General features: G+C 47.0%; 16 protein-coding genes and 1 pseudogene. 9 read left to right on the top strand and 8 right to left on the bottom strand.

Translation table 11 applies throughout. The features are described from left to right. Positions 1–74: 74 nt before the first annotated feature. Positions 75–218, top strand: a pseudogene (locus tag KIO97_RS17455) (lytic murein transglycosylase); the annotation flags it as partial. Positions 219–538: 320 nt separating this feature from the next. On the opposite strand, the gene KIO97_RS17450 reads toward KIO97_RS17455, so the two are convergent. Continuing rightward, on the bottom strand, positions 539–1723 hold the full coding sequence (locus tag KIO97_RS17450; RefSeq protein WP_285383547.1) for an NnrS family protein: 1185 nt from the start codon (positions 1721–1723) through the stop codon (positions 539–541). Positions 1724–1923: 200 nt separating this feature from the next. On the opposite strand from KIO97_RS17450, the gene KIO97_RS17445 reads away from it, so the two are divergent. Beyond that, a complete protein-coding gene (locus KIO97_RS17445) occupies positions 1924–2475 on the top strand; it encodes a gamma-glutamylcyclotransferase family protein (RefSeq protein ID WP_285383546.1) in 552 nt (183 codons plus the stop codon). Positions 2476–2537: 62 nt separating this feature from the next. On the opposite strand, the gene KIO97_RS17440 is transcribed toward KIO97_RS17445, so the two are convergent. Together KIO97_RS17440 and KIO97_RS17435 are read right to left on the bottom strand one after the other, a co-directional pair. After that, a complete protein-coding gene (locus KIO97_RS17440) occupies positions 2538–2870 on the bottom strand; it encodes a tRNA-binding protein (RefSeq protein WP_005436572.1) in 333 nt (110 codons plus the stop codon). Between the two features lie 121 nt (positions 2871–2991). Beyond that, positions 2992–4758 carry an SgrR family transcriptional regulator gene (locus tag KIO97_RS17435; RefSeq protein ID WP_285383545.1) on the bottom strand — a complete coding sequence of 589 codons (1767 nt, stop codon included), beginning with the start codon at positions 4756–4758 and terminating at the stop codon, positions 2992–2994. Between the two features lie 383 nt (positions 4759–5141). Here KIO97_RS17435 and ptsG point away from each other — a divergent pair, with 383 nt between their 5' ends. Together ptsG and KIO97_RS17425 are read left to right on the top strand one after the other, a co-directional pair. Beyond that, positions 5142–6551 carry a PTS glucose transporter subunit IIBC gene (gene ptsG, locus KIO97_RS17430; RefSeq protein WP_285383544.1) on the top strand — a complete coding sequence of 470 codons (1410 nt, stop codon included), beginning with the start codon at positions 5142–5144 and terminating at the stop codon, positions 6549–6551. Between the two features lie 259 nt (positions 6552–6810). After that, on the top strand, positions 6811–7809 hold the full coding sequence (locus KIO97_RS17425) for a substrate-binding domain-containing protein (RefSeq protein WP_077262243.1): 999 nt from the start codon (positions 6811–6813) through the stop codon (positions 7807–7809). A gap of 182 nt (positions 7810–7991) precedes the next feature. Here KIO97_RS17425 and galM read toward each other — a convergent pair whose 3' ends face one another. The 4 genes from galM to galE all read right to left on the bottom strand — a co-directional run bounded on the left by galM (position 7992) and on the right by galE (position 12694). Beyond that, positions 7992–9050, bottom strand: a complete 1059-nt coding sequence (gene galM, locus KIO97_RS17420; protein WP_285383543.1) for a galactose-1-epimerase — start codon at positions 9048–9050, stop codon at positions 7992–7994. A gap of 52 nt (positions 9051–9102) precedes the next feature. Continuing rightward, entirely contained in the window at positions 9103–10263 is a 1161-nt protein-coding gene (gene galK / locus KIO97_RS17415) for a galactokinase (protein WP_285383542.1), read from the bottom strand. Positions 10264–10463: 200 nt separating this feature from the next. Continuing rightward, a complete protein-coding gene (locus tag KIO97_RS17410) occupies positions 10464–11516 on the bottom strand; it encodes a UDP-glucose--hexose-1-phosphate uridylyltransferase (RefSeq protein WP_285383541.1) in 1053 nt (350 codons plus the stop codon). 167 nt (positions 11517–11683) lie between these two features. Further along, entirely contained in the window at positions 11684–12694 is a 1011-nt protein-coding gene (gene galE, locus KIO97_RS17405) for a UDP-glucose 4-epimerase GalE (protein ID WP_285383540.1), read from the bottom strand. Positions 12695–13148: 454 nt separating this feature from the next. Between galE and mrdA the strand changes: the two genes are divergently transcribed. From mrdA to KIO97_RS17380, 5 genes are all read left to right on the top strand, one after another. Next, positions 13149–15047: a penicillin-binding protein 2 gene (mrdA, locus tag KIO97_RS17400; RefSeq protein WP_285383539.1), complete on the top strand. Its 1899-nt coding sequence runs from the start codon at positions 13149–13151 to the stop codon at positions 15045–15047. Between the two features lie 240 nt (positions 15048–15287). Further along, positions 15288–16274, top strand: coding sequence for a transcriptional regulator EbgR (gene ebgR, locus KIO97_RS17395; protein ID WP_285383538.1), 987 nt, complete (start codon positions 15288–15290; stop codon positions 16272–16274). A 341-nt stretch (positions 16275–16615) separates the two neighbouring features. After that, positions 16616–19714 (top strand): beta-galactosidase subunit alpha, encoded by a 3099-nt coding sequence (ebgA, locus tag KIO97_RS17390; RefSeq protein ID WP_285383537.1) that lies wholly within the window; start codon positions 16616–16618, stop codon positions 19712–19714. A 3-nt stretch (positions 19715–19717) separates the two neighbouring features. Further along, positions 19718–20167, top strand: coding sequence for a beta-galactosidase subunit beta (locus KIO97_RS17385; protein WP_081233475.1), 450 nt, complete (start codon positions 19718–19720; stop codon positions 20165–20167). A gap of 203 nt (positions 20168–20370) precedes the next feature. Continuing rightward, positions 20371–21813 (top strand): amino acid permease, encoded by a 1443-nt coding sequence (locus KIO97_RS17380; protein ID WP_285383536.1) that lies wholly within the window; start codon positions 20371–20373, stop codon positions 21811–21813. A gap of 52 nt (positions 21814–21865) precedes the next feature. On the opposite strand, the gene KIO97_RS17375 is transcribed toward KIO97_RS17380, so the two are convergent. Further along, a complete protein-coding gene (locus KIO97_RS17375; RefSeq protein WP_285383535.1) occupies positions 21866–22807 on the bottom strand; it encodes a LysR family transcriptional regulator in 942 nt (313 codons plus the stop codon). Between the last annotated feature and the right edge of the window lie 39 nt (positions 22808–22846).

Genomic DNA, 22846 nt, shown 5'->3' with positions numbered 1-22846 from the left:
ATCACAAAAAATAAAATAGTATATTCCTGTGTTTTATCTACCAAATAAGTAAAACCAATGTTGACAAGGAAATTAAACCTATGATGAATGAGCTTAACAGCCTTAACCCTACTCAGGTTTATGATGCGTTAACCACTCAACACCCAAAAGGGGAAGCGAGACGCTATCTACAGAAGGTACTGTATTTCCAAAAAGACTTCAGCGAAGGGAATATCTAATTTTACCTAGCCACAAAACGAAAAACGCCGCTTAGTTCCACGGAGGTATAGAACTAAGCGGCCATGTAATTACACGAAAAGACACCTATGGGTCTAAAACGTCAATTGGCTAGTTAATCACTCATGTGCATACGAGCAATAACATCTACAGAGTAGCGGAGTCCGCACCTTCTAGCACGCTCAAATCCCACTATAGAATTCAACGTTTTTCACATTCTTAACAATTACCTTACTAATTGTGGGTCATTTGCGGAAGCAAGCTCAAATAAAAAGGACTCACACCGTTGGTTGAGCCCTTCTTTATCAAATCTTAACTGTGACTATCCGGGATGACCATCCACTCTTGGTTTCATCAGCATCATTCCGAATCGCCATACGAACATACCGAAAGCCAGAATCCACAAGGCGGCACTGACATCAATCCAAAGTAGCATGTGTGAAGGGTCAAAAATCACGCCTAAGCTTCTTGCTAATGCCGCTCCAATCACAGCAGCAAAAGCGATGCTCATGTTTGGGCCTTTGTAAATCATGCGACCTGTATGCCCCATGGTCACTCGAGCAATCATCGCTAAGATCAATCCACCCAATGCACCAATAGCAAACAGATGAATTAAGTTGTGGCTCGCAAACGCATTATCCCAACTGCCACGTAGAATCAGACTCAAAGGCAGACACAAATAAGCCGCATGTAACGACCACACCAACGGCTCGCTAAGTGTCAGCCAAGGCTTCCAGAGCAGGAATCGAACCAACTGCGCCACACCGGCAAACAACATAAGTGGCTGACCAAGTTCCGCAAACGTCACAGGGAAGAAACTCAACACGAACAACATGACCAAAGGTAGGTTGGCGAGCCAATCTAGCCACATCAGCGGTTGAGCCTTTTCGAAGTTAAAGCGACGAGCGGTGAAAAATGGAATCACTCGTCCGCCCATGATAGAAAGCAGCAGAGTGAACCACCACAGCATTGCTTGCCACACAGCAGAAGAGGTAAATGGCGGCATGCCTTTTACCGTGGCATAACTGGCAAAGTTGGCAAAGATTGCAAGTAAGAATAACGGCACAAAGAATAGATTACGCCAACCTTTCGCGCGGTAAACACGAATGCCCACTTCGTACGCCACAAACAGTAAAAACAGCGCTTCAATGCTGCTGGTTAACAAAAGTGGTGCTGGTGTCCAAAGCAGTATTCTCGGTGCAAGCCATAAGGTAAATATCGCTAACAAGGTATAGTGTTTCGTGCCGTTAATGCCCGTCCAGTTTTGCACTGCAGTCAGCACAAAGCCCACCACTATTGCCATTGAAAAACCAAATAACATTTCATGAACGTGCCACCACAACGCCGGAACACTCAACGCACTTGGCTGTCCGGTTTGGAACATCCATACCCATACCGCAATTGCGACAACAGCATAAATAGAGCCAAACAGGAAAAACGGTCTAAACCCTAATCGCAGCCATGCAGGGATTTTCTCTTCCACTTTTTTATCGGTGATATTCAGCATTGTGATGCCCTTAAGTACCCATTTGATACCGTTCAAAAATTCTACGCGTTCGATATTAACACAAACATGCATAAAAAATACATGTTATAAAATCAAACTATCCTTTCGAGGTAAAACCTGTGCTTCATGCGTTGCTTGGTTGATAGTGTTTAGGTATAACGGATAACAGTGATTTCGTCGAAGTAAGGGAAGCAATCGAGATGTATATATTTGGCTACGGCAGTTTAATTAATGCCGCCTCGCGCAAGTTAACGGGTCAAACGGGAGAAGCCATCCCAGTCATCGCTCATGGTCTGGTGCGCTCTTGGGGCAAAGTTGACGACAGCTATATCTTGTCACCCTTGGTTGTGAATGAAGGCGAAGGGCAAGTCAATGGCGTACTGCTTGAGGTCGACGATCAAGCGCTAGCGGATTTTGACCGACGCGAACGTGGCTACCATCGTATTCAAATCCGTCCAGATCAGATTGAAGCAGAGATCGCTTTTAACTCTGAGCGCAGCATTTGGGTTTATGTGAAAAACGATCCGTTACCACCCTGCTCGCTCAGTCCCATCATGCAAAGTTATGTAGATACTGTTTTAGCCGGATGCTTGGAAGTCTCCCACGCCTTTGCTGAGCACTTCGTTCGCCATACCGTTGGTTGGCATCATGCCAAAGAAAACGACCGCCACCAGCCCAAATACGGCAACTTAGCGGGCGTACAAGATCATCATTATGAGTTGATTGATAATCTAATTGCTCAACACTCTTAAGAACAGAATAAAAAAACAGCGCTCTATCAGCGCTGTTTTTTATTTGAGCAAGCTTAAGGATACTAAACGATTCTCACACCAGCAGGCATCGCGCGCTCAGGCGTTAGCAGAACACTTTCTGATTCATCATCGGTTTCGGCACACAGCAACATGCATTCAGAGGTTTCACCACGCATCTTAGCTTTCGCAAGATTACACAGCACCACCACTTGTTTTCCCATCAACTCTTCTTCCGTGTAGTAAGGCACCAAGCTGGTGACGGTTTGCAGTGTTTTCTCACCGATATCGATCTGCACGATGTAAAGCTTATCTGCGTTTTCGTGACGCGCCACTTCGATGATTTTTCCGGTGCGAATTTCTAGCTTTGCAAAGTCTGAGTAAGCGATCGTTTCCATTGATTAAAACCTCAAGTAAAATTTTACTAAAACAAACTCTACATTATCAGTTAGTACTTTAAATACAAGAGGTGAAGATCGCATTTTGATGAGCAAAGATCGTGCTGGTTACAATCGCCCTTTACCAAATTTCACTCAACTTCGGCCAACCCCACGCCGTGATCTCTACACCTTTAAATATGTCTTGAAAGCTAAGTGTTTGTCGGTGGTGAAGCATGGGACTAACCAAGCCTTCATATATGAGGACGGAACCTAACTGTTCCAATTGATTCAAATATTCACTCGGAGGAAAACGTGCTCGTATCTGGTTAATTTCAGCCACTAACCATCCACTCACTTCAGCACCAATTGATGCATGCAAAACAGGGTCACTAAGGAAATACAAAAGCGCAGACACTTGACGGTTATCGTCTAAGTTAAAACTGCCAAATACGATCTCTTCATCAAAGCTTTCGCTCAACGCTTTTTCAATATATGCATCAAATGAGTATACGTTTATTTCTACCTCAATCCCCTGTTTAACCAATATCTGTTGAGCAGCTTTAGCACAACGTTGTAGGCCAAGGTGGGAATAGCAAGCGATACGAATAGAACCGGGCAACATCACCTTTTGACTTTCGATATGTTTCACGTTGTGCCAGAAAGGGAAAAAATTATGCGCTACCTCGGCACCAAATGTTGTCTTGTTTTGCTCAAGCTGACGCCAAATATTGTCTCCATTGAGCTTTTTTCCTAACCAACGGCGTTGAGAGTAAGAGAGCTTTGAGTTGTGCTGGTTGAAAAGCATAAATAAACACCCTTCCTCGATGCGAGCTCGAGAGTGGGTATGCTCTGTGCTTACACTCCCCTGCTTAGACTCACTACTATGGTTGGTGATGATTTTCTTCGAGTACTGTTCAGTATTAGAGAGCTCACGTGAGTCGAGAGCGGTGTTTTGAGAAGCCTCATTGGCACTATTTAACGACCAGATTGTGACTTTGTCAGTCAAAGAGCGAAACGTGTGAAAGCGCTCATTCGCAGCCAAAATTAATTTACTATCGGTGTGAGACTCCAACGAAAATACGCCACATCCCACAATGTCCGACGAATGCTTATTTAATTGTTCTGGTGGCTGCAGAGAGTATTTCAAATCACTGAGGAGAGCAGCAAAGCCTTTATCAGGACGACTAAGTTGAATCGCAAAACGATAAGGCGATTCGACAACAATGTGTTCAAGATGAGCGAGTTCATTCTTGTAATAAGAGCGCGCCTTTAATTGGTTGAGTAATTGGGCGATGATTTCAGCATCCACTTTTCCGCCATGATGAAAGCAAACAGACGGACGAAGATAAAACGTCCATGTTCGCCACTCTTCATCAGCTTGCCAATGATGCGCAATGTTTCCGACTAACTCGCCTTCAGGTGTCATGGAAACCAAGCAAGCGTGAATTTGACGAATTAAGAAACGTTCGCTGTTTCGTTGCGGTGTGATTGGATTGAGCGTAGCAAAAGAGCGGTTATAGGTGAGTTGTACACTGACTTTGCCTTCTGTCACTAGGGCACCGGAAGTCTGCTTTAGCAGTTGCTCAAACACAAATTGGTCGTACTCAAGTAACTCTAAAGCGCGATCGTATTTCGTCTCTTTAATCCACTCCAATGCAATCGCACGTTTCACCTCTGCTTGATCAAGTTGACGGATAAATGTTGAACGCTGATTTCGCCCCACTCTAGGTATCCAAGCAATCCAGTTAAGCTCATTCATTTGCTTGAGAATTGCTCGTGCATGTCTCGATCCAGTAAACATCTTCTCTGCAATCTCGGCTAATGTCACCGCATGCTCTTCTCGCAATTCAAACGTTTCCAAACGTTCGTAGTATCGGAATAGATTAATACTCTCCAAAATAGGCACTCCAAAGCTAAGCTTCCGTTCCTTATATTAGCTCCCAACACCTTCCTTCAAGTAAAAAGGTCTAAAAACTTAGTTATCAGGAACCAGAAAAACAAAAAACAGTCTGTTTTTTCATGCCTCGTTTTTCACCAAAATACGCTTAGATTCTGACGCAGTCCTATGGTTGAGTGATTGAAAAGATGCCATTCCAAATTGTAAAAGCACCTCATTCTTCCACTCAAACACGCCATTTATAAAGCTTTAGCGATAGCAACCTGTTTTATGTTTATGCTCCAAACCCCCGCAAACCATAATCGCGATGCTATCGCTAATCCCCCCGCTTCCCACAGTTTATTCATGACTGCGCCCACCAAGATTTTTATCTAACAAGTTGGAGTATATTTATGTTTGCTAACTTTTTTGCCAGCCTTTCTAAGGTCGGTAAGGCGCTCATGTTGCCAATTGCCTCGATGCCGGCAGCCGGTATTCTTTTGGGTATTGGCTCGGCGCAATTTGGGTTCATTCCCCCCGTCGTTTCTGAATTGATGGCAGAAGCGGGTGGCGCGGTATTTGGTAACCTGCCACTTATCTTTGCGCTTGGCGTTGCTATCTCATTTACCAACAATGATGGTGTTGGTGCGGTTGCGGCAGGTATTGGTTATTACGTATTAGTCGCGACGTTAAAAGTCATGGCTGGCGTACTGGGTGTGGACCATATCGACACAGGTGTGCTCGGCGGCATCATCTCCGGTGCGGTTGGTGCGTATCTGTTTAACCGTTTCTATACCATTAAGATGCCAGCTTATTTGGCCTTCTTCGCGGGTAAACGATTTGTCCCGATCGTGACGTCATTTTCTATGCTGTTTTTGGGCATTGCGATTGCCTTTATCTGGCAACCCATTGGCTCCGGCATCGATTGGTTTGGCACATGGGCAACGGAGCAAAACCCATTGGTGGCATTCTGGGCTTACGGCACCGCGGAACGTGCTCTGATCCCATTTGGTCTGCACCATGTGATTAACGTGATTATTCAGCTTCAAGCCGGTGAGTTTGTGAACGCTGCTGGCCAAGTGTTCCATGGTGAGATCCCTCGCTTCTTCGCTGGCGACCCAAATGCAGGCAACCTAGCGGGTGGTTACCTATTCAAGATGTTTGGTCTTCCTGCGGCGGCAATTGCGATTGGCCGTGCAGCAAAACCAGAGAACCGCACCAAAGTTATGGGCATCATGATCTCAGCCGCGCTGACGTCATTCCTAACTGGTATCACTGAGCCTATCGAGTTTGCGTTCTTGTTCATCTCGCCTGTGCTTTACGTGATTCACGCTATCATTGCGGGTCTGGCTTATCCACTGTGTATCATGCTGGGCGTAAAACATGGCTACAGCTTTAGTGCAGGTCTTATCGACTACGTGACCTTCTTTGGTATTTCGACCAAAGGTTGGATGATTATCCCACTAGGTTTGGCATACGCAGCGCTGTACTACGTAGTGTTCACTTGGTTCATTAAAACGTTCGATCTGAAAACACCAGGCCGCGAAGATCAAGACAGCAGCAAAGCCGTCAATGACACCAGTTCAGAGTTTGCTAGTGAGTTGGTTAGCGCGTTTGGTGGCAAACAAAATATCTTAAGCACCGATGCTTGTATCACTCGCTTGCGAATTCAAGTCGCAGAGCAAGACAAAGTCGACGAAGCCAAACTGAAAGCACTTGGTGCAGCAGGTGTGGTGCGAGTCGGTACAGGCGTACAAGCTATCTTTGGCGGCAACAGCGATGTGTACAAAACCCAAATGGTTGATTGGATGAACAACAACTAGCTTTCTGAGCGCCATTTTCTGTGGCCTGTAAAGAGAAATAGAAACGACAAATCGCGGTCGCATCAATGACCGCGATTTTTTGTTTTCATGCGGCTAAACAACCACCTGCCTAAGATAACGTTTACACATCACATATATTCAATAAATTCATAGATTAAGACCAAATTCATCGCAATATAAAAATGGAGCTGATTGCACTTATTACACAATGGGTGTTTAATACTCCAATTAACGTTATTTAGCCCACGAAAGGTCCCTCATGGCAACAATCAAGGATGTCGCGAAAGAAGCCGGCGTATCGGTCGCGACCGTCTCTCGCGTGATCAATAAATCACCGAAAGCAAGCCAATCTTCTATCGACGCAGTGACGCAAGCAATGAGCAAACTGGGCTACCGTCCAAACGCAGCAGCGCGTGCACTCGTCAGCCAAAGTACCAACACCATGGGCGTACTTGTGGGTGATGTCTCAGATCCGTTCTTCGGCACACTGGTGAAATCGGTAGATAACGTGGCGCGTGAAAACGGCAAACACATTCTGATTGGTAATGGCTACCACAACCCAGAAGACGAACGCCAAGCGCTAGAACTTCTGATCAACAGCCGTTGTGAAGCCATTGTGATTCACTCTAAAGGTCTATCAGATGAAGAACTGATCGGCTACGCCAAAGAAGTCAAAGGCATGGTGTTGATCAACCGCCATATCCCAGAGTTGGCAGAGCGTTGTATCTCTCTTGATAACCGCAAGGGTGCGTACTTAGCGACGGAATATCTGATCCGTCATGGTCACAGCAAGATCGCGTGTATCGCCTCATCCCATGACATCGAAGATACCAACGAGCGTTTACAAGGTTACCAAGCGGCACTGAAAGATCACGATATAGAGCTATCAAAAAGCTATGTCGAATATGGCGAGCCAAACAGTGACGGCGGCGAAACAGCCATGACCAATCTGCTGACCAAGTCACTAGCAATCACTGGCGTGGTGGCGTACAACGACTACATGGCAGCAGGTGCGCTGGCAGCGTTAGACCAAAACGGCATCGACGTACCAGAAAAAGTGTCCATGGTTGGCTTCGACGATGGCTTAATTGCTCGCTTCGTCAATCCAAGTTTGACCACGATTCGTTACCCAATCGAAATGATGGCAGAGCGTGCTGCGCGTTTGGCATTAGCGTTATCGCGTGATGAACAAGTGGAAGATGACACCATCATATTTAGCCCGACTTTAGTGCGCCGTAACTCGGTGGATCGTCTTTAAGGTATCGCGCTATTCAGTGCCAAGAAAGGTTACAAAGTAAAAGCTCTGCCACCGAAGTGACGGAGCTTTTTCTTTTTGGGGTGTTTGTAGAGAGCGTTATTTTTCCAACTTTCGATGAGCTTTTGACCTACTGTGAGCAAAAAGCCTACGGCAACCCAAAAGCTCGAAAATGCTCAGTTTAACTAGAAAGCAAACTGATAAGTGGTGCAGAAGCGGTACTCTTGTTCAGGCTCAAGAATACAGCTTGGCTGCGCCCACTCAGCATGGTTTGGCGAGTCTGGTAAAAACTGCGTTTCTAATGCCAGACCCGCGTAATCGTTATATTCACCGCCACGGCGATTTGGTGCGCCAGCTAGCCAGTTGCCCGTGTACAATTGCACCGCAGGCTTGTTTGTTACCACTGACAGGTGCACTTTTTCATCTGGAGAAACCACCAGCGCAACTGGTTTTGAAACATCACGATGAGCATCAAATAGGTAGCTATGATCATACCCTTTGGCGGCAATCTGCTGTTCATCTTGTAAGAAGTGTTCTGAAACTGGTTTTTCACATCTAAAGTCAAATCCAGTGCCTTTCACATCTTGCAATTCACCCATAGGAATACCGACCTCAGAGGTTGGTAAGTATTGGCTTGCAACGATGGTTAAGCGGTGCGAACGACAATCTAAGTCCGCTTCTGCCCCCAACAAATTGAAGTAGGCATGGTTGGTCAAGTTTATCGGTGTTGCTTTATCTGTCTTAGCGAAGTACTCAATGCTCACTTGGTTATCATCAGTCAGCGTATACGTCACTTGCACTTCTAGATTACCCGGAAAACCTTGGTCTCCATCTTCAGACAACAGCGAGAACGTCACTTGCTGATTCGAGTGAGACTCAATCTTCCAACGACGTTTATCAAAACCTACTTCACCACCATGCAGACAGTTGCCCGCTTGGTTAGTAGACACTTGAAATACTTCGCCATTCACTTCAAAAAGACCATTGGCGATGCGGTTTGCGTAGCGACCAACAGTGACACCCATGTAACCCTGTTGCTGCATGAAACTCCCCATCGTCCCCACTCCGAGAAGCACTTCACGCAACTCCCCATTCGCCAAAGGTAAACGACAACTCAGCCATGTCGCGCCAATATCCATAAAGGTAACGCTCATACCTGTGTTATTTTTCAGTTCGACCACGTTGGCAGGCACGCCATCAAAGGCGGCCTGCTGTGTCATCGTGATAGTTAATGGCTCAGTCATCTCTCGCTCCTACTGCGTCTTAAAGCACTTTGAACTTAAAACAATTTTGCACTTAAAGTACTTCGACTAAACCAGCGCCGTTTTTCGCTTGGCACACGTAGATGGATTCTTTTAGACCCGTTGCTGCTTGGTACTTTGCCTCTACCGTTGCTTTCACTTCGTCAACCAATGCTGGCGGTAAAATTGCAACGATACAACCACCAAAGCCGCCGCCTGTCATGCGCACGCCGCCTTGCTCGCCAATCACTTCTTTCACCATCTCAACTAACGTATCGATTTCTTTGACTGTGATTTCGAAATCATCACGCATGGACGCATGAGACTCGGCCATCAGTTCACCCATACGCTTCATGTCGTGCGCGCGAAGTGCTTGCGCGGCTTCTACCGTGCGGTCGTTTTCTGTGATTACGTGACGAGCACGTTTTGCTACTAGCTCATCAAGTTCAGAGACTTTCTCGTTGAACTGTTCAATGGTCACATCTCGCAGTGCTTTCACACCGAAAATGCGCGCCGCTTCTTCACACTGCTCACGACGTGTATTGTATTCGCTGTCTACCAAGCCACGTTTTTTGTTCGAGTTGATGATCACCACGGCCATGTCTTCAGGCATTGATACCGCTTCGGTTTCTAGGCTGCGGCAATCCAACAGCATAGCGTGGTTTGCACGGCCTTCTGCCGAAATCATTTGGTCCATAATGCCGCAGTTACAACCAACGAATTCGTTCTCTGCTTGCTGGCCGTTTAGCGCAATTTCCGCTTGGCTGATTTCTAGATTGAACAGCACTTTGAACGTTTGACCAATCACCACTTCCAACGCTGCAGACGAACTTAAACCCGCACCTTGAGGCACGTTACCGCTAACAGAAATATCCGCACCTGTGAATTGGTAACCACGTGCAAGAAGGTACTTCACCACACCGCGAATGTAGTTCGCCCACATTTTGTCTTGTTGGAATGTGATTTCTTGCGTGATGTCGAATTCATCAACGGCGTTGCCGTAATCCACAGAAATCACGCGTACTAGGTTGTCTTCACGCTTCGCTGCCGCCACAACCGTTTGGTAGTTGATCGCACATGGCAGTACAAAACCGTCGTTGTAATCAGTGTGCTCACCAATCAGGTTTACACGACCAGGAGCTTGAATAATGTGGCTTGGCGCGTAACCCAGCACTTGTTCAAAAGAGGTTTTCACATTTTGGATTAGATCAGACATAGGGACTTTCTCTTAAATTATAAATTTGGTATTGGTGTAACCGGTGTTAAATGCTGATTTCCAGTTTCGTATTTGCTCAGCTAGTCCTCCCCCTTAATAAGGGGGAGTTAGAGGAGGTTAGCCCTCCACTAACGAATAAAAGAGAATTTGACCGAGTTTTAGGTAAAACCAGCGATAACTCCGGTTATTCATTAATTGGTTTATTGCTCTTTGTAATGCACATCGCTTAGGTCACGCAGACGCTGCGCCGCTTGCTCTGCAGTAAGATCTCGTTGTGTCTCAGCTAGCATCTCGTAACCCACCATGAACTTACGAACCGTTGCACTGCGTAACAGCGGTGGGTAAAACACGGCGTGCAGTTGCCAATGCTCGATGCTTTCTTCCTCAGCAAAGAAAGGCGCGTAGTGCCAACCCATGCAGTATGGGAAAGAGCATTGGAATAGGTTGTCGTAACGGCTGGTTAGTTTTTTGATTGCAACTGCAAGGTCATCACGTTGCTCATCAGTTAGCTCAATCATTCGACGAATGTGCGTTTTAGGCAGTAGCATGGTTTCGAATGGCCACGCCGCCCAGTAAGGAACAACAGCAACCCAATGTTCAGTTTCCACAACAATTCGTGAGCCATCTTCTAGCTCAGCTTGCACGTAATCCACCAGCAGGTTGCTGCCATGCTCTTGGTAGTACGCTCTTTGGTGGTGATCTTTTCGCTCAATTTCATTCGGCAAAAAGCTGTTAGCCCAAATTTGGCCATGTGGGTGAGGCTGAGAACAGCCCATGGTCTCGCCCTTATTCTCGAATGCTTGAACCCAAACGTAGTCTTTACCTAGCTCTTCGATTTGATCATTCCATGTGTCAATCACGCCACGGATTTTGTCGACAGGTAGCTCTGGCAAAGTTTTGCTGTGATCAGGCGAGAAACAAATCACTCGGCTCAACCCGCGCACACCTTGCGTTTTGAACAATGGGTTGTCTGACTCAGGTGCATCCGGAGAGTCCACCATCAATGCTGCGAAGTCATTTTGGAACACGTACGTGCCTTGGTAATCTGGGTTTACATCGCCAGAAATACGCTCGTTGGTTGGGCAAAGGAAACACTTCTCGTCGTAGCTTGGCAGCTCATCAATTGCAGGTTTCTCGTCAGCGCCACTCCAAGGGCGTTTTGCACGATGCGGTGACACCAAAATCCACTGACCCGTTAGAGGGTTGTAACGACGGTGTGGGTGATCCACTGGGTTAAATTCAACATTCGACATCTTACTTACTCAACTTTTTCGCTTTTGGTGTCAGAACCAAAATTCATCAATCTGCTTGCTAGAGATTCCCTACTCCGCTCGTCCCTCGCTCTAGGGAATGACAAAGTTCATAGCTCAACGTTGTCATTCCAGAATCGAGGCACGAGATGTCCGGAATCTCTAATTATTTAGTAACCTTGCGGGTTGTTTGACTGCCACTTCCACGTATCAGCTGTCATTTCCGCAACACTGCGGGTCGCTTTCCAGCCAAGGTCTTGCTCCGCTTTATCTGTACTTGCCCAGCATTCTGCAATGTCACCAGAGCGACGAGGACAAAGCTCGTAAGGCACTGGATTACCGCAAGCCGCTGCGAACGCTTCTACCATCTCGAGCACGCTAGAGCCTTTGCCCGTACCTAGGTTGTAAATGTGCAAACCTGCTTTTTCACCTACCGATTTCAGCGCTGCGATATGGCCATCAGCCAAGTCCATCACGTGGATGTAATCACGCACGCCTGTGCCATCCGGCGTTGGGTAGTCATTGCCAAATACCGACAGTTTTTCGCGGCGGCCTACTGCCACTTGCGCGATAAACGGCATCAAGTTGTTTGGGATGCCCTGAGGGTCTTCACCCATAGTGCCCGATGGATGCGCACCAACTGGGTTGAAGTAGCGCAGCAAAGTCACGCTCCAGTCGTTTTCTGCATTAAACAAATCGCTCAAGCACTCTTCCACCATGTACTTGCTGCGACCGTATGGGTTAGTGGTCGCCCCCGTTGGAGAGTCTTCCGTAATCGGCACAATGTCAGGATCGCCGTAAACCGTTGCCGATGAGCTAAATACAATGCTTTTCACGCCCGCTTTACGCATGCTGCGCGCCAACACCAATGAGCCATTCACATTGTTATCGTAGTATTCCAATGGTTTCGCGACAGATTCGCCCACCGCTTTCAGACCAGCAAAGTGAATCACAGCTTGAATGTCATGCTTGGCAAATACTGAGTCCAAAAAGGTTTCATCGCGAATGTCACCTTGATAGAAAGCCGGCTGCTTACCGGTTAGCGCTTCAATGCGGCTTAACACTTCCACTTTGGCATTACACAAGTTGTCGACAATGATTGGCTCCATACCTGCTTCAATCATCTGGACACATGTGTGACTGCCGATGTACCCCATACCGCCTGTGACAAGAACTTTCACTTTTGCTTCTCCACTTTTGCTGCTCGATGCTTGGAAATTGGTTGAGCCTGATCACCAAGCAAATTCGCTCATCTCTTAACTGGCTAAAAGTCTACCAATCAAAACCGATCCAGATCCGTGATCAAACTCAAAATAGTGTAAACGTTTCCACAAAATTACACCAAGATTCAAAATCAGTAAAAATAAAGAAAATTGGGTTAGATCAGAAAAATGGGAAAGATTTATGACACTTACATGTATAAACGTTTACACAATGTAAGAAAAACACGGTGATTCACGCAAACCAGAAAGATGATTTTCCGCAATCGATACCTGACATTGCTCTTACAAAACGAGAGATAAAGCCCGCTACAGTAGCCCCGCCCCAAATGTAACCTTTTGTAACAAGACTCGAATCGCGTCTTTTCCTTTTATCGGGGCATACAAAGAATAAAAACAGATCTGAAGGGCCCTCATGCTACGCAAGCGAAACGAATTTCGAGACCACAACCAAGAAGTACGGTTGTTTAAGAACCGTGCCATCGTTGCCTTCCTCGGCATGGTTATTTTGCTGGGTGGATTGGTCGCGAACCTGTACAACTTGCAGGTTAACCACTTTAAAGATTATCAAACTCGTTCTAACGACAACCGAATCAAAATCCTGCCTATCGCGCCAACACGCGGCTTGATATACGACCGAAATGGCGTATTGCTGGCGGAGAACCGCCCGGTTTACAACCTTGACATGATCCCAGAGCAAGCAGGCGATCCGGATGTGCTAATTGAAAAGTTGCGTCATTACGTCGACATCTCTCCTGAACAAGTCGACGCTTTTAAAAAACGCTATAAGCACACTCGCCGCTTTCGTTCTGTCACCATCATGAATGAGCTGAATGACGAACAAGTCGCGCGCTTTTCTGTTCATCAGCATGAGTTTAATGGCGTGTTTGTGACTGCCGACCTCAAGCGTTTTTACCCTTACGGTGAAAAGCTGACGCACGTCCTAGGTTACGTTTCGCACATCAACGACCGAGATTTGCGTCGCCTTGATGAAGAAGGCAAAGCGCAGAACTATCAAGCAACGCAAAACATCGGCAAGTTGGGCGTTGAGCGCTACTACGAAGACCTTCTCCATGGCACCAAAGGCTACGAGGAAGTCGAAGTAAACAGCCGCGGTCGTGTCATTCGCACCATCAAATACGTACCGCCGATTCCGGGTAAAGACATCGTGCTAAACCTTGATATCGAGTTACAAGAATACGTCTACAAAGAGCTCGACCACCGCCAAGGTAGTGCTGTAGTGCTCGACCCACGAGACAACAGCGTACTCGCGATGGCATCTAGCCCAAGTTATGACCCCAACCCATTTGTGAACGGTATTTCCAGCAAAGCGTACCGATCACTATTGAACGATCCTGCTCACCCCTTGGTAAACCGTACTACGCTTGGTGTCTACCCTCCGGCTTCAACCGTAAAACCATTTATGGCAGTGGCAGGACTTGAGGAACATGTGATTACGCCAACGACGGTGCGTAACGATCACGGTTCTTGGCGTATTCCTGGCTCGAAACCAAATTCAAAAGCATGGCGAGATTGGAAACGTTGGGGGCATGGTAATGTTGATGTCACCAAAGCGATTGAAGAATCCGTGGACTCTTTCTTCTACCAAACTGCCTTTGACCTTGGCATCGACCGCATCTCGAAATGGATGAACAAGTTCGGCTTTGGCTTGCCAACCGGCATCGATATTTATGAAGAGAGCAGTGCGAACATGCCGACCCGCGAGTGGAAAGTCGCACGTCACCGCACGCCTTGGTATCAGGGCGACACAGTGCCCATCGGTATTGGGCAAGGTTATTGGACAGCGACGCCAATGCAGATCGCCAAAGCGACTTCATTCCTTGTTAACCATGGTGAAATGAAAGCTCCTCACCTACTTAAAGCTGTGATTGAACATGGTGAAGAGTTTGAAAACCAAGTCGACGTTGCACCGAAAGATCTACCGCCAATTGAAGGTGTGCCAGATAAATACTGGGACATTCCAATCAACGCGATGCGCTTGGTAAACAATGGCGCACATGGTTCTGGCCGCCGCGCATTTAAAGGCGCAGAGTACAGCAGCGGTGGTAAATCGGGGACGGCGCAGGTATTTGGCTTGCGTAAAGACGAAGTCTACAACTCGAAAAAGCTTGCTAACCACCTGCTTGACCACGCGTTGTTCACTGCCTTTGCACCGTATGACCATCCAAAATACGTAGCGACCGTTGTGATTGAGCACGGTAACGGTGGTTCAAAAGTCGGGGCTCCATTCATTCGCCATGTGTTTGACCATTTGCTTGTCGACCCAGATAAAACCAAAGGTAAAAAGTCTTAGGTTTAACCTTATCGCCTTACCACTCGTTTTAAGTCGTGAGAGTAATAACAAAGCCCGAACGGATTGTCCTAGCCGTTCGGGCTTTTGTTTGCTTAAAAATCCCCCTTTTCGCGGAGGTATCTTCATTTCACTCCTCGCACAGTTTTACTAAAAATTTGTGCATCCATAAGTAGCTGTTTACAATGGTGGGATTATTGCTTATCTCACTGGGACAGTGAGCTTTGCCAACGGGAAGTGAACATGGCAACACTAAAAGATATCGCTACAGAAGCGGGCGTCTCACTTGCAACCGTCTCACGCGTGTTGAATGACGATCCGACTCTGAGCGTAAAAGAAGAAACCAAACACCGCATCTTAGAGATTGCTGAAAAGCTGGAGTATCGCACCAGCAGTTCGAAAAAAGCCACCAAAGAGGCGAAACAAAAACACCACTTTTTAGCTTTGTATAACTACAAGCAAGAAGCAGAGGTGAATGACCCCTACTACCTGTCGATTCGTCACGGGATTGAAACCCAGTGCGACAGGTTGGGCATTACATTAACCAACTGCTACGACAGCGTGATTGATGTCGAAACGCAAAAGATCACCGGTATCCTTTTGGTTGGTAAAACCGATAAAGCGATCATCAATAAACTACCTAAGCGCCTCGTAGACAGCATTTGTTATATAGACTTCTCAGACAGCGACAGCGTGTACGACAGTGTTGATATCGATCTTGCTCGCATCAGTAAGCAAGTCGTCGACTTCTTCGTCGAACAAGGTTACCAGCGCATTGGATTCATTGGCGGACAAGACGAACCCAATACGGCGGACATTCGTGAAAACGCGTTTGTGGAATACGGCAACCTAAAAGGTGTCGTATCAGAGAACGACATTTACCGCGGCGATTTTTCTAGCCTATCGGGTTACGACTTAGCCAAAGCGATGTTGGCAAAAGGCGACTTTCCAACAGCGCTCTTTATCGCATCAGACTCGATTGCGATTGGGGTTTTACGTGCCATCCATGAGTTCGGTTTGAACATTCCACAAGACATTGCTCTGATCAGTGTGAATGACATTCCAACCGCTCGCTTTACCTTCCCACCGCTTTCTACTGTGCGAATTCACTCAGAGATGATGGGCATACAAGGGGTAAACTTATTGGTAGAAAAATACCGCGATGGTCGTGCGCTGCCATTGCAAGTTCACGTACCAAGCAAACTCAAACTGCGCGGCACGACTAAGTAACCCTCCCTCTTCATTCTTATTTTATAAAGCACTGAATCCTCAGTGCTTTTTTATTTCCCTTATCTAAATCCCCGTTATTTTTTACTCGTTTTACCCAGCAAATAAGCTTGGGATGCTATTCCTTTACGCTGATCACATCTTGCTCACCAATCACGTATTAAAACGTGATCGAGTTAAAGTTAAACGTTTTCACTAATTTATTTTAGTAAAACTTTTACTAATATCTTTCCCAGATAACTCATAAGCCTTTTCACAATACATCGGCTGCATTTCTTTTGGGCAGATTCGACGCTGACGATACCGCGCCGAAATGACCAAACTAAGCCGAGGGGAGAACAAACGTGAACAACTGGGAAAACTTCCTTCACCTACATGAGAACCGTATGGCACCACGTGCTTACTTCTTCTCATACGATTCAGTTAAAAACGCACAAACGTTCCAACGCGAGCTAAGCAGCCGCTTCAAACTGCTGAGTGGTCAATGGACATTCAACTACTTCACTAACCCGCTTTTGGTTCCTGAAGCGTTTTACTCTCAAAAAATGGAAGACTGGGGACGCATTACCGTTCCAAACATGTGGCAAATGGAAGGCCACGGTGACCTTCAATACACTGACGAAGGTTTCCCATTCCCTATCGACGTACCGTTTGTCCCAACCGACAACCCAACTGGCGCATACCAACGCACTTTCACGCTTGGCCAGCAATGGGACAACAAACAAACCATCATCAAATTTGATGGTGTTGAAACTTACTTCGAGGTTTACGTAAACGGTCATTACGTTGGCTTTAGCAAAGGCAGTCGCTTAACCGCTGAGTTCGACATTTCTTCTTACGTTCAACAAGGTGAGAACTTATTGTCTGTGCGCGTCATGCAATGGGCAGATTCGACTTACATTGAAGACCAAGATATGTGGTGGACGGCGGGTATCTTCCGTGATGTTTACCTTGTCGGAAAAGAGCACGTTCACGTCCAAGATCTGACTGTTCGTACTGATTTCGCCGACGATTACCAAAGTGCCACTTTAAGCTGCCAAGTTGAGCTAGAAAACCTGTCTACTGCGGCTGCTTCTGGTTACACGCTGGAATACGCACTACAAAACAAAGGTACTGTGATTGCAAATGGCCAATGTGATGCACTGACTATCCAAGATAACAGCCAAGCAAGCTTTGCCATTGATGTAGTGAACCCAACCCATTGGACCGCGGAAAACCCATACCTATACCAACTGTTCATCACACTGAAAGATGCACAAGGCAATGTGATTGAGGTGATCCCGCAGCGCGTTGGCTTCCGCGACATCAAAGTGCGTGACGGTCTGTTCTACATCAACAACCAATACGTGATGCTGCACGGTGTGAACCGCCACGACAACGACCACCTAAAAGGTCGTGCAGTTGGCATGGAGCGCATCGAGAAAGATCTGATTTTGATGAAGCAACACAACATCAACTCAGTTCGCACCGCGCACTACCCTAACGACCCACGCTTCTACGAACTGTGTGACATTTACGGCTTGTTCGTAATGGCAGAAACCGACGTAGAAACCCATGGCTTCGCGAACGTTGGCGATCTAAGCCGCATCACCAACGATGCAGCGTGGGAAAGTGTGTTTGTAGACCGCGCAGAACGCCACGTTCACGCCCAAAAGAACCACCCTTCCATCATCATGTGGTCACTAGGTAACGAGTCCGGTTACGGCTGCAATATCCGCGCAATGTACGACGCAACCAAAGCGATTGATGACACCCGTTTGGTGCATTACGAAGAAGACCGCGACGCAGAAGTTGTCGACGTGATTTCTACCATGTACTCACGTGCGCAGCTCATGAATCACTTTGGTGAGCACCCACACGAGAAACCACGCATCATTTGTGAATACGCACACGCGATGGGTAATGGCCCTGGCGGTCTAACGGAATACCAAAACGTGTTCTATGCGCACGACCACATTCAAGGTCACTACGTATGGGAATGGTGTGATCACGGCGTATTAGCACGTGATGAAAACGGCCAAGAATTCTACAAATACGGCGGTGATTACGGCGATTACCCGAACAACTACAACTTCTGTATGGATGGTTTGATTTACCCAGACCAAACACCTGGACCGGGCTTGAAAGAATACAAACAAGTCATCGCTCCAGTGAAAATTCAAGCAGTAGAAGGCAAGACAAACACCTTCACCGTAGAGAACAAATTGTGGTTTACCAACCTTGATGATTACACCATCACGGCGGATATCCGAGCGGAAGGTGAAACGCTGCGCAGCGTGCAGTTTAAGGTCGAAGAACTTGCAGCAAACAGCGCTCGTGAAATCACAATTAACCTGCCTGAACTGGACGAGCGTGAAGCTTTTATTAACTTCACCGTGCGTAAAGACAGCCGCACTTTGTACAGCAAAGCGAACCACGACATCGCGGTGTACCAATTCCAACTGAAAGAGAACACAGCAAGCGAAGTCGAATTTGTTAGCCACAATGCACAAGCGTTAGTCACGACAGAAAGCCGCTTGGAACATGTGATTGAAGGTCACAACTTCACTCTGACCTTCTCTAAAGTCAACGGCAAGCTGACCTCTTGGCGCGTTAATGGTGAAGAGCTGATTCAATCGGAACCTAGACTGAACTTCTTCAAGCCAATGATTGATAACCACAAACAAGAGTACGAAGGTTTGTGGCACCCAGCACACTTACAAATCATGCAAGAGCACTTCCGCACGCTACATGTCGAAGCAACGGATGATTCGGTTTCGATTACGACCACCAGCATCGTTGCACCACCGGTATTCGACTTTGGCATGCGCTGTACCTACCGCTACCAAATCAACGCACAAGGTCACTTGAATGTGGAACTGAGCGGTGAACGCTATGGCGATTACCCGCACGTAATCCCTGTGATTGGCTTGGATTTGGGCATTAACGGCAGCTTTGACCAAGTGAGTTACTACGGCCGTGGCCCTGAAGAAAACTACCAAGACAGCCGCCAAGCGAACTTGATTGATGTCTACCACAGCACAGTAGCCGACATGTTTGAGAACTACCCGTTCCCACAAAACAACGGCAACCGCCAACACGTTCGTTGGGCTTCACTGACGAATCGCCACGGCACGGGCTTATTAGTGAAACCACAGCAAGAAATCAACTTCAGCGCTTGGTTCTACACCAACCAAAACCTGCACGAAGCGCAACACACCATTGAGCTAGAAAAGAGCGGCTACATCACGCTCAACCTTGACCATCAAGTGATGGGACTGGGCTCGAACTCATGGGGCAGCGAAGTGCTTGATTCATACCGCGTGTACATGGACGAGTTCCGTTATGGCCTAACACTGATGCCACTTCAAGCAGGCGATTGCAGTGCACAAGCCATGGCAAACCATGATTTCAACAATGCGTTCTTCACTCAACCTAATACTCAAACAGCAAACGAGGCGTAATCCATGATCGTGTTAGACAACTTAGAACAATTCAAAGTCGTGTACCGCGACGGTCGTAAATGGAACCGCTGCGTGGAGGCGATTGAGAACATCGCCAACATCAAAGACGGCGTGATGTATTCGATTGGTGACTCTCTGGTTTACATGATTGAAGACGGCACAAAACAAACCGAACTGTTTGAAGGGAACCGCCGCTACTTCGACGTGCATTACTACCTAGAAGGTCGCGAAACAGTGGAGTTCGCCGACAAATCCGATTTACGCCTAGAGCAAGCATACCGAGATGAAACTGACCGCGAATTTCTCTCCGGTCAAGGTGAGATTCGTGAGCTTTGCGAAGGCCAAGTGGCAATTTTTGATAACGATAAAGCGTACCGCTTCCACGGTAACAACCGAGTAAGAAAAGTGGTGCTCAAAGTGACCATCGAAGATGGCTATTTCCTAAATAAATAACGGCTTACAGGCAAGGCCAGACAACGCGTCTGGCCTAACAACAAAATAATTAAATAAACCCAAAGTAATTCAGATCACAGATCAGTTGTAGACCTCAGCAATCCAACCCGATTACGAATAGTATTCGCCCAAGGATGATAAAACGGTCAATAGCACTATCACTGAGTTACGAAGGGAATTGACGTGATTCATCGGAGGACTCTATGTCTGAATCTATGCGCGGCACCATTGGCAAATTCGCCTTGCTGTCGATGACATTTGCGGCGGTATTTAACGTCCGTAACATCGTGAACAACAACATTGAGCTTGGCCTTAGCTCTGCCCCGATCTTCCTTTTCGCGACGATCGTTTACTTCATTCCATTTGTATTCATCATTGCGGAGTTCGTTTCGGCGAACAAAAACTCTGAGTCAGGCATGTACGACTGGCTTAAACAACCACTTGGCTCTAAAGCCGCTTACCTAGGTTCGTTCCTATACTGGTTCGTGAACCTATTCTGGTTTGTGTCTCTGCTACCAAACGTGATTGCTTACGCGTCTTACGCGATGCTTGGTTACGAATACACCTTCTCACCAATGGTGACATCGATTATTTCGATCGTTCTGTTCGCAGCGGCGACCCACATTTCAACCAAAGGCGCATCTTGGTTGGGCAAAATTTCTGAGCTAGTTGCTTACGGTGTGTTTGCCCTATTCGGCATTTACGTTCTCGGCGCGCTAATGGCATTAGGCGGTGACTCCTACACGCCAGCAGAACCAATCACGTTAGAAGCAATGAGCCCAACAATTAACTGGGCGACGCTAGGTATTATGTGTTGGATCTTCCAAGCAGCAGGCGGTGCAGAAACCGCAGCGGCTTACCTGAAAGACGTCAAAGGCGGCCAAAAAGCCTTCATCAAAGTGATCATCATGGCGGGCATCTTGATTGGCGCGATGTACGCTATTGGCTCACTTTTGGTGAACGTGTTCGTTCCGCGTGAAGACCTAACATACGCAGGCGGCATGGTAGAAATCTTTACTGGCATGGCGCAATACTTCGACATTTCAACAGTATTGGTTGGACGCTTCGTTGGCATCATCTTGTTCATCGCGATGTTTGGCTCAATGATGATGTGGACTGCAGCACCAGTAAAAATTCACTTCTCTGAAATTCCAAAAGGTGTGTACGGCGAGAAAACCACAGAGTTAAACGAGCACGGCGTGCCAGTACGTGCAGCATGGTGGCAATTCGCGTTCGTTGTAGTGATGCTGATCGTCAACGGCTTTGGTTCAGAATCTGTACAAGACATGATGAACCAAGCGATCAACCTAACGGCAGGTACGGCGATGCTACCGCCAATCTTCATCATGATTGCGTACTTTGTGTTCCGTCTAAAACACGACGATACACCGCGCGACTTCCGTATGGGTTCACGCAAAGTGGGCATGAGTGTGGTGTCGGTACTGATTGTCATCTTCGTGGTGAGCATGACCGCATCGGCATTCCCGACAGGTGTTGATTTGGTACGTGCGTTCTTCATCAACGTGTTTATGACTGCCGTCTTCTCTGCTTTGGCTTGGTGGTGGATCTCTCGCTTTGAAAAGAAGCAAGCTATCAAACAACAAGCAACGCAAGAAAAGGCACAAGAGCCAGTAACGCAAGTATAAACGACCTATAGCTCGGTTACTTAAAGGGCACCCTCGTGGTGCCCTTATAAGATCAATTACCTGTAATCAATTCTGCCACTAGCTGACGCAGCCAAATCCCTTTATCCTCGTTATTGCGGCTGGTATGCCACAACATGGCGATATCAAAATCCGCTACCGCAATCGGCGGCTGGACGCTCACCAAATCGTCCGAGAATCCTTCCGCTTGCGCCATTTTCTCTGGCACAATCGCAACCAACTCTCGCTGTTTAAGCAAGTTTCTAATCGTCAGGAAGTTACGTGAAGCAACGGTGACTTTTCGGCTCAAACCATGCTCAGCAAGCTTTTTGTCTACTTGTGTACTCAAGCTGCCATCAGGACTTACGAGGGCTTGTTCAATATTGGCAAAAGCGTGAATCGACAATTGTGTTTCACCCTTCAGAACTCGCTTATCACACAGACATACATGCTTTTCTGTGTAGAGGTACTGACTATCAAAGTTATCGTCGAGCACAGGCATACTGCCGATGATGACATCTAACTTATCGTGCTCCGTGATCGCCACGTAATTGCTGCGGTTGACGTTGATAAAACTGATTTGGGCTTCTGGTGCACGCTTACGGATTTCATCATAAAGCAGTGGGGCGAAGATGAATTCGGCGTAGTCGGTTAAACCAATGCGGCACACGCCGGCGTAGTTTTCTGGTTGGAAAGCAGACTTCGTCAGTAAGTCTTTGGCAATCGAGTCCAATAAATGATGCACCGTCGGCGCAATATAATGCGCGTGCTCGGTTGGGTCCATCTTATGGCCTTTACGCTCAAACAATGGGTCATCAAACAGCACGCGCAAACGCGACAAGCTGTGGCTCATGGCAGACTGACTAACAAAGCTTTTCTCAGCTGCCAAACTCACACTGCGATAGCGATACAGATAAGAAAAGGTCACCAACAGATTTAAGTCGATATTGCGCCACTGGATGTCATCTTTCACAGAACAAACCTCATCCCATTTCATTCATAGATGAAATTAAAACTATTAATTTGAGTCATCTTA

It is taken from the genome of Vibrio sp. B181a, from assembly GCF_030248375.1.
Classification (GTDB): Bacteria; Pseudomonadota; Gammaproteobacteria; order Enterobacterales; family Vibrionaceae; genus Vibrio; species Vibrio campbellii.
Note: the sequence above shows the minus strand (reverse complement) of the source record. Positions and strands in the feature narration are given on the sequence as shown.